This window comes from Arthrobacter sp. K5 (assembly GCF_040448525.1).
GTDB lineage: Bacteria > Actinomycetota > Actinomycetes > Actinomycetales > Micrococcaceae > Arthrobacter > Arthrobacter globiformis.
In genome coordinates, this window is sequence record NZ_CP159279.1 from 451,836 (window position 1) to 466,603 (window position 14,768).

12 protein-coding genes are annotated in these 14,768 nt (G+C 65.8%); 5 read left to right on the forward strand and 7 right to left on the reverse strand.

Features of this window, described 5'->3' with window-relative positions; all coding sequences use genetic code 11:
* Positions 1-157: 157 nt before the first annotated feature.
* Positions 158-1,618, forward strand: a complete 1,461-nt coding sequence (locus tag ABRP34_RS01910) for an MFS transporter (protein ID WP_353712047.1) — start codon at positions 158-160, stop codon at positions 1,616-1,618.
* A gap of 2 nt (positions 1,619-1,620) precedes the next feature.
* Here the strand turns inward: ABRP34_RS01910 and ftsW are convergent, their stop codons facing one another.
* Both ftsW and ABRP34_RS01920 read right to left on the reverse strand, forming a co-directional pair.
* The gene (ftsW, locus tag ABRP34_RS01915; RefSeq protein WP_353712048.1) at positions 1,621-2,850 is read right to left on the reverse strand and encodes a putative lipid II flippase FtsW; all 1,230 of its coding nucleotides are present in this window, start codon (positions 2,848-2,850) and stop codon (positions 1,621-1,623) included.
* Positions 2,851-2,974: 124 nt separating this feature from the next.
* Positions 2,975-3,433 (reverse strand): CHAD domain-containing protein, encoded by a 459-nt coding sequence (locus tag ABRP34_RS01920; protein WP_353712049.1) that lies wholly within the window; start codon positions 3,431-3,433, stop codon positions 2,975-2,977.
* A gap of 231 nt (positions 3,434-3,664) precedes the next feature.
* On the opposite strand from ABRP34_RS01920, the gene ABRP34_RS01925 reads away from it, so the two are divergent.
* The gene (locus tag ABRP34_RS01925; protein ID WP_353712050.1) at positions 3,665-4,285 is read left to right on the forward strand and encodes a dihydrofolate reductase family protein; all 621 of its coding nucleotides are present in this window, start codon (positions 3,665-3,667) and stop codon (positions 4,283-4,285) included.
* A 61-nt stretch (positions 4,286-4,346) separates the two neighbouring features.
* Here the strand turns inward: ABRP34_RS01925 and ABRP34_RS01930 are convergent, their stop codons facing one another.
* Positions 4,347-5,660 (reverse strand): aspartate aminotransferase family protein, encoded by a 1,314-nt coding sequence (locus ABRP34_RS01930; RefSeq protein ID WP_353712051.1) that lies wholly within the window; start codon positions 5,658-5,660, stop codon positions 4,347-4,349.
* Positions 5,661-5,906: 246 nt separating this feature from the next.
* Between ABRP34_RS01930 and ABRP34_RS01935 the strand changes: the two genes are divergently transcribed.
* The 3 genes from ABRP34_RS01935 (at position 5,907) to ABRP34_RS01945 (ending at position 9,873) form a co-directional block, all read left to right on the forward strand.
* Positions 5,907-6,539, forward strand: coding sequence for a dihydrofolate reductase family protein (locus ABRP34_RS01935; RefSeq protein WP_353712052.1), 633 nt, complete (start codon positions 5,907-5,909; stop codon positions 6,537-6,539).
* Positions 6,540-6,692: 153 nt separating this feature from the next.
* Complete coding sequence (locus tag ABRP34_RS01940) at positions 6,693-6,959, forward strand: DUF1876 domain-containing protein (protein WP_353712053.1); 267 nt, start codon at positions 6,693-6,695, stop codon at positions 6,957-6,959.
* A 745-nt stretch (positions 6,960-7,704) separates the two neighbouring features.
* Positions 7,705-9,873 (forward strand): bifunctional polysaccharide deacetylase/glycosyltransferase family 2 protein, encoded by a 2,169-nt coding sequence (locus ABRP34_RS01945; protein ID WP_353712054.1) that lies wholly within the window; start codon positions 7,705-7,707, stop codon positions 9,871-9,873.
* A 54-nt stretch (positions 9,874-9,927) separates the two neighbouring features.
* On the opposite strand, the gene rhaS is transcribed toward ABRP34_RS01945, so the two are convergent.
* Genes rhaS through ABRP34_RS01965 form a run of 4 tightly spaced genes read right to left on the reverse strand, consistent with a single transcriptional unit; the run spans position 9,928 to position 14,662 of the window.
* Positions 9,928-11,025 (reverse strand): rhamnose ABC transporter substrate-binding protein, encoded by a 1,098-nt coding sequence (rhaS, locus tag ABRP34_RS01950; RefSeq protein ID WP_353712055.1) that lies wholly within the window; start codon positions 11,023-11,025, stop codon positions 9,928-9,930.
* Positions 11,026-11,074: 49 nt separating this feature from the next.
* The gene (locus tag ABRP34_RS01955; RefSeq protein WP_353712056.1) at positions 11,075-12,088 is read right to left on the reverse strand and encodes an ABC transporter permease; all 1,014 of its coding nucleotides are present in this window, start codon (positions 12,086-12,088) and stop codon (positions 11,075-11,077) included.
* Positions 12,078-13,100, reverse strand: a complete 1,023-nt coding sequence (locus ABRP34_RS01960) for an ABC transporter permease (RefSeq protein ID WP_353712057.1) — start codon at positions 13,098-13,100, stop codon at positions 12,078-12,080. Before ABRP34_RS01960 ends, ABRP34_RS01955 begins: the two co-directional genes overlap by 11 nt.
* Positions 13,097-14,662 (reverse strand): sugar ABC transporter ATP-binding protein, encoded by a 1,566-nt coding sequence (locus tag ABRP34_RS01965; protein WP_353712058.1) that lies wholly within the window; start codon positions 14,660-14,662, stop codon positions 13,097-13,099. Before ABRP34_RS01965 ends, ABRP34_RS01960 begins: the two co-directional genes overlap by 4 nt.
* Positions 14,663-14,768: the final 106 nt, after the last annotated feature.

The window sequence follows — 14,768 nt, forward strand, 5'->3', positions numbered from 1 at the left end:
ACCCTGCTCGGTGGAGGACGACGTCCTGTCGGGGCTGGAACTGGATCCAATCTCCCTTGGTTGTGGGACTAATTCGGCCGTTGACGCAGTTATGCCCTTGGGACCCAACAGGGCTGCGCGCACGCACCCCGCTTCGCTGACCACGGGAATGAGATTAATGACGACGACGACTGCCGAAGGAGTCGGCTTCCGTTCCCGGCGGGGACCCATCCTTATTGCCCTGATGCTCTCGACAGGTTTGGTGGCGATCGATTCGACGATCGTTGCGACGGCGGTGCCTTCGATCGTGGATGACGTTGGCGGATTCACTTCCTTTCCGTGGCTTTTTTCGGCCTATCTGCTGGCGCAGGCTGTCTCGGTGCCGGTCTATGCGAAGCTCTCGGACGTCGTCGGCCGTAAACCGATCATCCTCAGCGGCATCGGCCTTTTCCTGCTCGGTTCTATTCTCTGCGGAGTGGCCTGGAGCATGCCGGCCCTTATTGCGTTCCGCGTGCTCCAGGGCCTGGGCGCGGGAGCAGTCCAGCCGGTGGCGATCACCATCGCCGGCGATATCTACACGCTGACCGAGCGGGCAAAGGTGCAGGGCTACCTTGCCAGCGTGTGGGCGGTCTCGTCAGTCGTTGGACCGACGCTTGGGGGCGTGTTCTCCTCGCTGGGCATCTGGCGTGGCATCTTCCTGGTGAACATCCCGCTTTGCCTGCTCGCCGGGTGGATGCTGATCCGGACGTTCCACGAGAATGTGGAGCGCGCGAAGCACCGGGTCGACTATCTGGGGGCGGCACTGCTGACATTTTCCCTGAGCCTGCTCGTCCTTGGCGCCCTCGAGGGCGGCCAGGCGTGGGCGTGGAACTCCTCCATCAGCATCGCCGTCTTTGCCGGCGGAGCTCTCCTGTTCGCCGTATTCTTGCTCGTCGAGAGGCGGGCAGCGGAGCCGGTCCTGCCGCCGTGGGTCGTGTCCCGCCGGCTGCTGGCGACGACGGGGATGATCTCGTTCGGCGTCGGTGCGGTCATGCTTGGCCTCACCTCCTACGTTCCGACGTTCCTCGAAGGAGCCCTCCGGACCTCCCCGATTTTCGCCGGTCTCGCCCTGGCGGCACTGACCGTCGGCTGGCCGATCAGTGCGTCCCAGGCGGGCCGGTTCTATCTTCGGATCGGGTTCCGGAGGACCGCCCTGATCGGCGTCACGGTCACGGTCACCGGGACAGCCGTTCTGGCCCTCACTGCCTCCGCACCCAACATATTGGTGGCAGCGGCAGGTTGCTTCGTCGTCGGACTTGGACTGGGGCTGGTGGCGACACCGAGCCTCATTGCCGCCCAATCAAGCGTCGAATGGAATGAGCGCGGTGTAGTCACCGGAACCAACCTTTTTGCGCGTTCGATCGGCAGTTCCATCGGCGTCGCCGTTTTCGGGGCCGTGGCCAACGCGATCTACGCCGGTGCCCCCGGCGGCGTTTCCGATCCGCAGACAATCGTGTCGGCGTCGACCGCCGTATTCCTGGCCGTCCTGGTCTGTGCAGTCCTAACCGTTGCCGCCGTTATCGCGATGCCTGCCGCGGACAGCAAGAGCACCGCCCCGGAGGCGGCCGCCAAGGCCAATGCGGCATCCGCACAGGACTAGGGCTACGCTCGGCCGCTGTGCACCGCCGCTCGCTGCCTCTTCGCGCGGACAGTTCGAACAGGCTGTGGGCGGGTGACGGCCAGGATCATGCCGACCCCGGCCATCGAGGAGACCATGGCGGAGCCGCCGTAGGAGATAAACGGCAGGGGCACGCCAATAACCGGGAGCAGGCCGGTGACCATAGCGATGTTTACGACGGCCTGACCGATGATCCAGGTGATCACGCTGGAGGAGACAATGCGGGCGAACGTGTCCTGGGTCCGGGCTATGACCTTGAAAACAGCGATGCCGAGGACCGTAAACAGCACGAGCACCAGGAGAGTTCCAGCCAGGCCTAATTCTTCGCCAAGTATGGTGAAGATGAAGTCGTTATGGGCTTCGGGGATCCAATTCCATTTTTGCCGGCTCTGACCCAGTCCCACTCCCAGCCAGCCGCCGGAGGCCAGGGCGTACTGGCCGTGCAGCGCCTGGTAGCCGACCCCCTGGGAATCGTCAGCGGAACCTGCACCAAGCCACGACGAAATGCGGGACACGCGGTTACCGCTCGTGGCGGCCAGGATAAGGGAGCCCACAGTACACACAATTCCGGCTACACCGAAGACCTTCATCCGTACGCCGCCGTAAAACATCGTGGCGGCCAGGATCATCATGATGATCATGGCCGTGCCCAGGTCATGGCCCAGGGCGACAAGCCCGATAATGAGGGCGCCGGCCGGCAGGAGCAGCGGGACGACGGCGTGCTTCCACTCATGCAGCAGGGCCTGCTTGCGGGACAGAACGGCCGCTGCCCAGAGGATGAGTGCGAGCTTCGCGAACTCGGAAGGCTGGACCGTGAACCCGCCGAACCCCAACCAGTTCCGGTTGCCGTTCACGGTCATGCCCAGGGGCGTGAACACCAGGCCGAGGGCAACGACGGCAGCCCCCAGCAGCGGCCAGGCGAGCCAGCGGACGTGCCGGGTCCGGAGACGGGCCAGGCCGAACATGATGGCTATGCCGGCTGCCGTCCACATGCCCTGCTTCAGCGGAAGGTCGTAGGGGTCCCGGCCGGCCGCCACGGACTCCACCGACGACGCGGAGGCCACCTCGATGAGGCCGAGAGCAGCCAGTACCAGCACAACCGCCAGGATGACAGGCCGCGTGCGGTCCCCGGACTCATCACCGAGCAGCCGTCCGATGCGGAGCAGAATATCGCCGCGACCCGTCGCACGAATCGATGGATGCTTGGCGGTCATGTAGCCATCACTTTTTCCTTCCCTCGGGTCGGCCCTGCTCCGGGCCGTTCCGGGAAGGAGAAGCCCACCGGGGAGAAATCATACGTCCTGGTCGGCGGGATCCGGTGCTTTGCCGGACTTGGGGTCATCCCCCGTACAGGTGCCTGCGCCGTGGCTGCCTGACCGGGGGAGCGGAACAGAACTGCTGGAGGTCGGCGACCAGCCGGAAGTACCGGTCGGATTCCAAGGCCGCGAGTGCTGTGTCGTAAGCCGCTTCATACGCGGTTCCCTGGGTGGTGTGCGGGTGCTGGAGGTTGGGCACGGTCCGATCGTGCGCCGGTGCGGAGCGGCTGAGGGGAGCCAGGGACTCGGTGAGCCATGCCAGCTCTGCCCGGAGCCCATCCACCGCAGCCCTGTTGAACAGCCTGCGGTCCCCGAGCGCGGACCACACCCGGCCCGCCGCGGCACTCATGGCATATGAGGCGTCCTGTGCTCCGGACCGCACGCTGGGGTCATAGCAGAGCAGCGCGGCAACCTGATCGACAAGGAAGGATGACGCGCCCGGCTCGGCTTGGTGATGGGTTTTCTCCAGAACTTTCAGCATTTTCTGTCCCGACTGTCCCGATGCCCGGGCCCGAGTATGACCCGGATGACTTCTCGCCTTAGGCTCTCTCCATGGTGACCCGCGCATGTGAGACGCGCATGAGAAGCCTGTGAGGGTCTTCTCACACGCGCTCCAACTTAACGCTGGACACGGTGCCGCGGCTGTCTATGCTGATGCTTGCAAGCAAGCTCACCGTGAGGCGATGGATATCGCCATGAGGAGGGTAGGGCAATGACTGAAGGTATGGGCAGGGTGGTCTGCGACATCACCGTCACGGCCGACGGATATTCGGCCGGGCTCAACCAGACTGAACAGCGCCCGTTCGGCGATGACGGCGGCGACGGTTCCGGTGACGGACTGCACGGCTGGATGTTCAAGACTCCCGACGAAAATCGGGCGGAGATCGACCAGATCATTGCCGCCAAGGCATTCATCATGGGCCGCAACATGTTCGGCCCGGTGCGGGGTGAGTGGGACCGGCAGTGGAACGGCTGGTGGGGCGACGATCCGCCGTTCCATGCCCCGGTATTCGTGCTCACGCACCACGCGCGCGAACCGCAACCGATGGACGGCGGCACCACGTACCACTTCGTTACAGACGGCATTGAGTCGGCGCTGGCCCGGGCGCGCGCGGTGGCCGGCGACGGCGATGTGGCGATCGGGGGCGGCGCGACCACGGTCAACCAGTACCTCGCTGCCGGCCTGATCGACGAGCTGCGCCTGCACATTGTGCCGCTCACGATCGGCGCCGGCACCCGGCTGTTCGAGGGCGTCCCGCCGCTGAAGCTCGAGCAGGTGCATTCGCGCGCAGCGACACTGGTCACGCACGTGACCTACCGTCTGCTGATCTGACCCGGGCAGCGATGAACCGGTGGCAGCGGCGAACCGGCGCGTGCAGGTGGCGCGTGCAGGTTTAGCTCAGGTAGGCGTCGGCCACAGACAGTGCCTCGTCCAGGATAGCCAGGCCCGCGGCGGCATCACTGTCGGTCACATTGAGGGGTGGAGCGACATTGACGCGGTTGCCCTGGACCAGCGGCAAAAGCCCCCTCTTCAGGCAAGCCCTGGCGACGGCGACCATCGGGGCGTTGTCAGCGGGTGAGGCTCCTGCGGGCACGAGCGGCTCTTTCGTCTGCCGGTCGCGGACCAGCTCCAGGCTCCAGAGGCCTCCGATGCCCCGTGCATCCCCGACGGACTTGTGATTCTCGGCAAGCTTCCTGAGCGCTGGTCCGAGGACATCGGCGCCGAGGCGGGCAGCTGCCGCCGCGGTGTCTTCCTCGTGCATGGCGGTGATGGCGCCGACGGCTGCTGCGCAGGCCAGAGGGTGGCCGCTGTACGTCATGCCCGCCGGGTATGGGCGCTTGGTGAACATCTCATAGATGGCGTCGCTGACCAGCACGCCGCCCAGCGGAACGTACCCGGAGTTAACACCCTTCGCGAACGCCAGCAGGTCGGGTGCCACACCATCGTGGTCCACGCCGAACCAGGCTCCCGTGCGGCAGAAGCCAACCATCACCTCGTCGGCGATATAGACGATGCCGTGGCGGTCGCACAACTCGCGAACCCCCCGCAGGTAGCCGGGTGGCGGCACGATGACCCCCGAACTGCCGATGACCGATTCCAGGACCAGGCCGGCGATCGTCGACGGGCCTTCCAGGAGGATTACCTGCCCGAGATGGGCCAGCGCCCGCTCGCATTCCTCCTCCGGGGTCCGGGATCCGAAGGCCGACCGGTACAGGAAAGGGCCGAAGAAGTGGACAGCGCCCGCCGCGCCCGTGTCCGAGGCCCAGCGGCGCGGGTCGCCGGTGAGGTGGATCGATGTGCTGGTCGAGCCATGGTAGGAGCGGTAGGCGGCGAGCACCTTGGGCCGTCCCGTGTAAAGGCGCGCCATCCGCACCGCATGCTCGATGGCCTCTGTACCGCCGGTGGTGAACAGCACGTGGCCGAGGTGCTCCGGTGCGACCTCAACTATCAGCCGCGCTGCCTCACCCCGGACATCGGATGCGAGGCCGGGTGCGAGAGTGCACAAGCGGTCAGCTTGCTCCTTGATCGCAGCGACGATGCGGGGATGCTGGTGGCCGAGGTTGGTGAACACCAGCTGCGAGCTGAAGTCCAGGTAGCGCCGTCCATCGGCGTCGAAGACGTGGCTCCCTGACCCGCCGATCAGCGTCGGCACCTCGCGCGGCCCCTGCACGGTCCAAGGGTGGAAGACCAGATCGTCGAGATTCATGACATGCTCCGTTGCTTGAGTGCCGGGCGGATCACTCCACGTCTTCACCATGGCACCTTCGTGCGGCAGTTTCCAGAGCACTTATCCCTCGGGCAGATGCGGTGCACGGCCCTGCGCTCCAGCACGCCGGGAAGGGGAATGCGCCGCCCCTTGAACGGCCGGTCGCTCCATGGCTAGCATTGCCGGCACGGGCGTCGACGGCGCAGCGTCCCGCCGGCCAACGTCGATCAGATCGAGGAGACGGACATGGGCGAGGCAACGGCAGAGACGTCATCAGCGGACCTGATGGTGGACCTCATCATTTCCCTGGACGGGTACGCCTCGGCCGAGGGGTGGCCGGGCTGGTGGGGTTTGGAAGGTCCGGAATACCTGGGCTGGCTCGAGCAGGAGGGGGAGAAGGGCTACACGTTCCTCCTGGGGGCAAACACGTATCGCGTGATGTCCAGCATGTCCGGGGAGGCCGCGGCCGAAGGCTCGGGATTCTCCAAGGATGAGGGGGCCGCCCTGACCGGCCTCGAGGCCGTGCCCAAGGTGGTCTTCTCCTCCACCCTGCAGGCACCCCTGACGTGGCCCAACTCGGAGCTGGTCACTGGCGACGCCGTCGAGGCCGTGAGGGAGCTGAAACGGACCGGGACCAGGCCCTTGAGCACGCTTGGCAGCCTCAGCCTCTGCCGGTCGCTGCTGGCCGCTGGCCTGGTGGACCGCTTCCGGTTGGTCGTCTTCCCGGTGATCACGGGCCGCACGGGCAGGGAACGGATCTACGACGGCTACCCGGACGTCGCCCTCGAGATGGTTGACAGCAGGACCTTCGACGGCCGGCTTCAGCTGCTTGAGTACGTCCCTACCGTGCTCAACGGGCCGCCAGGCAGTCAGATCTGAGTCAATACGTTTCAAGCCACCATTCCCCAGAACAGGCCTCGTCACGAGGCCTGTTCACGGCCTTTTGTGCCGTGGGCCGCAGGGAGTTTTCCGACCCTTGACGGCTTGCCCTGGGCTTGGCATGGTGGAATTTGGATGGAGGAGGCGACCACCATGCAAGAGAAGAGCTGGTCGGTGAACATCGCAATCGACGAACACGAAGGCCAGACGAGGGCCACGGCGCGGTTGCGGGCCGGGAACAGGCCTGGACTGGAAGGTGTCGGGATGGCCAGGCTGAACCCGGCAGATTCCGATTACCCCGAGATCGGGGATGAACTGGCGACGGCCCGCGCTCTGGCGGACCTGGCGCATCAGCTGATTGAGGTCACCGCGGCCGACATAGAGAAAGTCACCAAAGCCCCGGCGCATTTGCGCGCTTAGCCCGGCAAAGGCTGCTTGGACGAGGGTGGGTACAGGCCTGCGTGCGCCTGCAGGACGGCCTGTGCAACGTCCGTCGAAAGTGCAACAAAAAATACTGTACTTTGCGGGAGCGGACGCGGGTGGTTTGAGATCCGCAAGGCCCCACGCCTACGATGTGTACCGTTATGGCGGCTTTTAGAGGTACCCCCGAGCGGTCGGGAGTGCCTGCACCCGGCCCTGTTTTCGTTGACAATTCCGGAAGGCGGCTGCGCCGTGCACGCGCGGCCGGAGTCGTCACGCTCGCTCTCGTGGCGGGATACGGGGTTCTTTTCCTGCTCGCCTTTTTCGGCGGACCCAACATCGCGGCACCGTACCTTCCGCAGCCGGTGCCGGGCGGTCCCCGCGCGGAAAAGACGGTTCCGGCGCCGTCCACGTCCACGCCGCCTGCGGCAAACCCTGGTCAGGACGTCGGGAGCGTCCCGGACGCCAGGGCAGTTCCGGTTGGGCTAGCGGCGACCGGCGCTCCGGCCGCGGCGGCAGCCCCTGCCGCGCCATCGGCTCCCGCCCCGCCCGGCTCCAAGGCCCAGGTATCCCAGCCGGCCCGCGCGGCACGCGCCAATGCCGCCTGGACGCCTGCACCGGCGGCTCAAGGCTCGGCCCCGCAGGTGCCGGCGCCGTCGTCGACCGATTCGTCGACTGAGCCGGGGAAGTCCGAAACGGCTCCGGGTCAGGCCTCCCGACCGGCTCCGACTCCGCCCCCGCATCCGTGAGCCGGCACCGTCAGGCAAGAAACTCCGTCACGGTCCGCCCGCACTGGCTGGTGCTCTCCGCGGTTCTCTTGGCCGTCGCCTTTGCCTTGTCGGTGCAGGGATACCTGCACCATCTGGCCGGGACCGGGGATGATTCCGTCTCCACCGCCGGTTCTGCCGCCGGTGTCCCCAGCTCCGTATCCAACGGCGGTCCGGTCATCGACGCCCGCGGCGGAATCGTCCGCACCGTACGCCCGGCGGACCGCACCCTCGCGCTGACGTTCGACGACGGCCCGGACCCGGTCTGGACGCCACAGATCCTCGATGTCCTGAAAAAGCATCACGTCCACGCGACATTCTTCGTGGTCGGCACGGCGGCGATCGACCATCCCGACCTCGTCCGGCGCATGGTCGCTGAGGGCCACGAGATCGGGGTCCACACCCTCACGCACGCAGATCTCGGGCGGTCGCCGGACTGGCGCCAGAAACTCGAGGTGCAGGGCGCCCAGCAGGTCATCATGGGCCTCACCGGGCAGGCGGCATCCTTGCTGCGGCCGCCGTTCAGCTCCGCGAACAACGCTGTCACCGACTCGGCGTGGGCGTCCATCCGCGCCGCAGCGGACGAGGGATATCTCACCGTGCTGACCACGAAGGACAGCAAGGACTGGGAAAAGCCAGAGGCTGAGACGATTGCGCGGAACCTCACGCCATCCGGGAACCAGGGCCAGGTGCTACTCATGCACGACGGCGGCGGCGACCGCGGCCAGACCGTCACGGCTTTGGACGGGCTCCTCTCCCGCCTGGACGGGCAGGGCTACCGGGTGACCACGGTCGGCGATGCGGTTGGTGTGTCCAGCACGCGGCAGGCCACGCCGAATGAAAAGGCGACCGGGACGGCCTTCATCTGGGGCATCAGGCTCAGTGACTGGCTCGTGATGGCCATTTCGTGGGCGCTCGTGGCAAGCGGGATCGTGACCTTCGTCCGGGCCGTCCTGGTCGTGGGCGCCGCAGTGAGGCACCGCCGTGGGGCACGCCGCATGCAGCTGGCCAGCAGTGCTCTCGATGGACGGGCAATTACGGATCCCGTGACAGTCATCGTCCCTGCGTACAACGAGTCGGCAGGGATCGAGGCCGCAGTGCGGTCCATCGCCGCCTCGACCCATCCCGTCGAGATTATCGTCGTGGACGACGGGTCAACGGACGGTACCGCGGACATTGTGGAGGCCCTCCAACTTCCGGGTGTGACGCTCATCCGGAAAGAGAACGGCGGCAAGCCGTCGGCCCTTAACGCCGGGTTGGCCGCTGCCGCCCACGATCTTGTCGTCATGGTCGACGGCGACACCGTGTTCGAGCCCGACACTGTCCAAGCGCTGATCCAGCCGTTCGCGGATCCCAGGGTGGGCGCGGTCTCAGGGAACACGAAGGTCGCCAACCGCGGCGGCATCCTCGGGGCGTGGCAGCACATTGAATATGTCGTTGGGTTTAACCTGGACCGCCGCCTGTTCGACGTCGCCGAGTGCATGCCAACCGTACCGGGAGCCATCGGCGGGTTCCGCCGTGAGGCACTCATCCGGGTGGGCGGGGTGAGCGACGAGACTCTTGCCGAAGACACGGATTTGACGATGTCGCTGTGCCGCGATGGCTGGCGCGTCGTTTATCAGGACGACGCGCGGGCATGGACTGAGGCGCCGGCCACGCTTGGCGCTTTGTGGAAGCAGCGGTACCGCTGGTGCTATGGAACCCTTCAGGCCATGTGGAAGCACCGCGGCGCGATCGTGCAGGGCGGACAGGCCGGGAAGCTCGGGCGCCGGGGCCTCGGCTACCTTCTGGTGCTCCAGGTCCTTCTTCCGCTGTTCGCACCTGTCGTTGACGTCTTCGCCATCTACGGTCTGCTGTTCCTGGACCCGTTGCGCATCGCTGTCCTGTGGCTCGTGTTCCTGGCGGTTCAGGTGCTGATGGCCGCTTACGCGTTCCGGCTCGACAAGGAGCGCCTGGGACCGCTGTGGACGCTCCCGCTTCAGCAGTTCGTTTACCGGCAACTGATGTACCTGGTGGTCATACAGTCCGTCGTCACGGCTCTGGCGGGTGTGCATCTCCGCTGGCACCGCATGGAACGGTACGGCAGCCTGCGGGTCCCGCCTTTGCCCCAGAGGGAGCCTGGGGCGGAGCAAAGCCGCGGCGTGTGAATCAGCGTTGCCGGCCGGGTGGGTACCGCCTTCCCCACTCGGCCCGGCTGTCTGCTAGAAGTTGAACTTATCCACGTTGTCGGCGGTGAAGACCGTGGGGTTCCCGAGCAGGACAACGCCGTTGGCCCCGACTTCGAATTCGCCCATGTCGCCGGCCTTGAACTTTTCGCCTTCGGCGCCGGTGATCTGGCCGGAAGCGAGGGCAGCGCCGGCGTACGCGGTGAGGTAACCGAGCTTCTCGACGTCCCACAGCGCGAACGACTTCATGGTGCCGTTCTTGACAAATTCCTTGAGCTGACTGGGGAAGCCAAGGCCGGTGAGCTGGACCTTGCCCTTGTACTCAGAGCCGGACAGGTACTGCGCCGCGGCAGCCACGCCAACGGTGGTGGGGGAGATGATGCCCTTGAGCGTCGGGTGCTGCTGCAGCAGCGCCTGGACTTCCTGCTGTGACTTTTGGGCGTTGTCATCGCCATAAACCGTGGCCACGAGCTTTAGCTTGGAGTACTCGGGCTTTTCCAGTTCCTTCTTCATCAGCGCGATCCAGGCGTTCTGGTTTGTCGCGTTGGCCGTGGCCGACAGGATGCCGATGTCCCCGCCGTCGGCTCCGATGGCTTCGGAGATCAGCTTCACCTGGGTGGCGGCGATGCCTTCTGCCGTTGCCTGGTTGATGTAGATGTCACGGCATTCCGGATCGGTGTCGGAGTCGAAGGTCACCACCTTGGCGCCGCCGCTGCGTGCCTCGTCCAGGGCCGAGCAGATCGCCTTGGGATCGTTGGCCGACGTCGCGATGACGTCCGTTCCCTGCTGCGTGAGGGTGTTAATGTAGCTGACCTGGCTGGATGCGCTGGCCTCGGACGGCCCCACTTCGGAAAAGACGCCCTTGAACTCGCCGACAGCTGTCTTCCCGCCGCGGTCCGTGACCGTGAAGTAGGAGTTGTTCAGCTGCTTCGGCAGGAACGCGATCTTCAGGCCCTCCTTCAGGGGTGCGTCCGGATTCGCGGAAGCGGTGGCGGTGCTTCCGCCCGCACCGCCGCTTGATCCTGAATTGACCGTCGTGCCGCCGCAGGCCGTGAGCGCCAGGGACAGTCCCGTAACGAGGGCGACGACGATCGGCGTGGCCCGGCGGGCCCCTGGCTTGGAGCTGAGTTTCATTGTTTTGCCTTTCAACTGAACATCGTTGTTGTTGGTATGGGACCGCGGGCTAGGGCGTGCGGGGCCTGCGGGAGAGGGTGCGGCTCCACGCAATGGCATTCGGGGCCACCACCGCGAGGATCAGCAGGCCGCCGGTGAGCATGGACAGCGTGTCCTCGGGGACGCGGGCCAGCTGGAGTGCGTTGCGCAGTATGCCGAGGAGGACCACACCTGCGATGACGCCGGGCAGGTTTCCTTTGCCGCCGAAGATCGACACGCCGCCGAGCAGGACGGCCGCGATGACGGACAGTTCGAGGCCTGTGGCGTTGTCGCCGCGGGCGCTGCCATAGCGCAGGGTCCACCAGATGCCGACGAGCGCGGCCACGGCACCGGAGATGATGAAGAGCCAGAACTTCGTTTGCGCAACACGGATGCCGGCAAAGCGGGCGGCCTCCTCGCTGTAGCCGATGGCGAAAAGTGACCGGCCGAACCCGGTGAAGTGAAGAACGACGCCGAAGATGATGGCGAGGATGACCACGGGGATAATCCACACCGGGATGCCTGAGGCGCCGATCTTGGCCTGCAGGCCGCTGGTAATGGCCCGCGGGAAGCTGGTGACTGCCTGGTCGCCGAGCACCACAAATGCCAGGCCGCGGTAGAGCGCCAGGGTGCCGATGGTGACAGCGAGGGAAGGCAGCCCCAGCACGGAGACGAGGACGCCGTTGACCGCACCCGAGACTGCGCCCAGCACAATGCACAGGGGGATGATCAGCTCCAGCGACAGGCCGGCGCCCCACAGGGATCCGAACACACAGCTGACGAATCCCGCGACGCTGGCCACGGACAGGTCGATCTCCCCGGTGAGGATGATCAGGGTCATGGGAAGAGCGAGCAGGAGGATGGGAATCAGGTCGATGAGGAGGAACCCGGTGTTGCGGGGCGAAGCGAACCCCGTCACCGTTGCCGAGGCGACCGCAATGCTGAGGAGAACGGCGATGATGATGGCCGTGTCCCAGCTGCGGAGGAAGCCAAGGCGCGGGGCTGTGTCACGGACGGCCGCGGGCCGCGTTGTTTCAGCCAGCATGTTTGTCGTGTCCTCTCAGGCGGCGCTCGGTGCGCAGGGCAAGGTAACGGTCGAGGGCGATGGATGCGAGGATGAGGGCCCCGATCATGGCCCGCTGCCAGAACGGTGAAACCCCCAGGACGGGCAGTGCCGAGGTGATGGTTGTCAGGAGGACGGCACCGATGGCTGCCCCGTAGACGGTGCCCACGCCGCCGGCGATGGCCACGCCTCCGACGACGGCCGCTGCCACGACGTTGAGTTCCAGGCCCTGGCCGGCCGTCGCGTCGAGGTTGCCGTACTTGGCTGCGTAGATGACCCCGGCCAGTCCGGCGAGGGCTCCGGAGATGGCGAATGCTGTGAAGACCTTCCGGCCCACGCCGATTCCGTACAGCCGTGCCGCCAGAACGTCCGAGCCGATGGCGTAGAACTCGCGTCCTGAGCGGTAGTTCCGCAGGTAGAGGCCGAAGGCGATGACGACTGCCAGTGCGATGAGAGCCAGGTACGGGAGGCCGAGCACGGCTCCGCTCCCGAGCGCCAGGAAGGACTCCGGCAGGTTGGAGGGGTTGATTTGCTGACCCTGAGCCCAGGCAAAGTCGACGCCGCGGAAGATGTACAGGGTTCCGAGAGTGACAACGAGCGAAGGCACCTTGGCCACGGCGATGAGCGCACCGTTGACGGCCCCAAGGAGGGCTCCGAGGCCGATGCCAATGGCCAGCATCGCGATGACCGGCAGGTCGGGCAGAGCGATGAAGATCTTGCCGGTGGCGAAGGCGGTCAGGCCCAGGACGGACCCCACGGACAGATCGACGTTCTTGGTGACGATGACGATGGCCTGGCCGACCGCGAGGATTACCAGGATCGAGGAATTCAGCAGGAGGTCCTTGGTGCTTTGTGCACTGAGGAACCGGGGATTGGCTGCCACTGTGGCCGCGACAAGAATTGCCAGCGCCAGGAAGACGCTGAACTCGCGTGAGCGGGTCAGCGTTCCAAGCCACGCCGCGGACGGCTGGCGGTTGAGGGCTAATGTTGTCACGCTGGGGTCTCCTTGGTGGAAGGATCAGCTCCGGTGGCTGCAGTCATCACGGTTTCCTCTGTTGCCTCGCTGCGGCTGAGCTCCGCCGTGATCCTGCCTTCGTGCATGACCAGCACACGGTCGGACATGCCCAGGATTTCCGGCAGTTCGGAAGAGATCATGAGGACGGCGAGGCCCGTTCCGGCGAGTTCGGAGATAAGGCGGTGCACCTCCGATTTCGTGCCGACATCGATGCCGCGTGTGGGTTCGTCGATGATCAGGATCTTGGGGCCGGTGGCGAGCCATTTGCCGAGGACGACCTTTTGCTGGTTGCCGCCGGACAGGGTGGAGATCGGGGAAGTCGGTGCTCCTGCTTTGATCTGCAGTTTCCTGGCCCATTCCCTGGTGGACTGGGCCTCCGCCTGGTTCGTCAGGAGCCCGAAGCGGCTGAGTTTCTTCCGCAGCGTCAGTGTCAGGTTGCGGCTGACGTTCAGTTCCATGACCAGGCCCTGTTTGCGCCGGTCTTCGGGGACGAAGCCGAGGCCGGCCGCCATGGAGTCCCGCGGGGAGAGCGGTTTCAGTGCCTTGCCACGGACCTGGATTGCGCCTGAATCGTACTTGTCGATGCCGAAGATGGCCCGGGCAACTTCGGAGCGTCCGGCTCCGACGAGGCCGCTGAGCCCCACGATCTCGCCGGCCTTGACGTTGAAGGAGATGTCGGAAAAAACACCCTTCCGGCTGAGGCCCCTGACCTCAAGGGCGACGTCACCGATGACCGTGTCCTGTTTGGGAAAGAGCGACGCCACGTCTCGGCCGACCATTTGCCGGATCACTTCGTCGACGGCGAGGCCAGCGGCCGGCGAGGTTGCCACGTGCGCTCCGTCGCGCATCACGGTGATCCAGTCCGCCAGGGCGAAGACTTCCTCGAAACGGTGGGAGATGAACAGAACGGCGGCGCCGCGTTCCCGCAGGGTGCGGGTCACGGCGAAGAGCCGGTCGACCTCCACTCCGCTGAGCGCCGCAGTCGGCTCATCCATGATGAGGACCCGGGCGCTGAGGCTGATGGCCTTGGCGATTTCCACGACCTGCTGGTCGGCAATGGACAGGCCTTGCGCGGCGCGGTCGGGATCGATTTTGACGCCGAGCTGGTGGAAGAGCTCAAGGGCCTGCTGGCGCATGGCTTTCCGGTCGATGCGCCGGAGGGACCGGACCGGCTGGCGGCCCATGAAGATGTTTTCTGCGACTGTCAGATCGGGGAACATGGTCGGTTCCTGGTAGATCACCGCAATCCCGGCTTCGCGGGCATGAAGTGGGTCGCGGAAGGACACCTCTTCACCGTCCAGGAAGACCTGTCCGCGGTCCTGCTGGTGCAGCCCTGCGAGAGTCTTGACCATGGTGGATTTCCCGGCGCCGTTCTCGCCGACCAGCGCCGTGACCTGTCCCTTGTGGAGGCTCAGATTTGCACCGCGCAGCGCTTTGACTGCGCCAAATGACTTGTGGATATCGCGCAGTTCCAGGACCGGGGCGGCCGTGGCTGCGGTGTTCGGGCTGCTTCGGAGATCGACGTCGTAGCTGTCGTCCATGGCCGCTGCTCCTCTTTATGAATCGATTCATCTGTGAATCTCCTCACACGCTAGGTCACCTCTCCGGCGGCTGTCAATAGTCCAGGGGATGGCCCGCCTTAAAGCG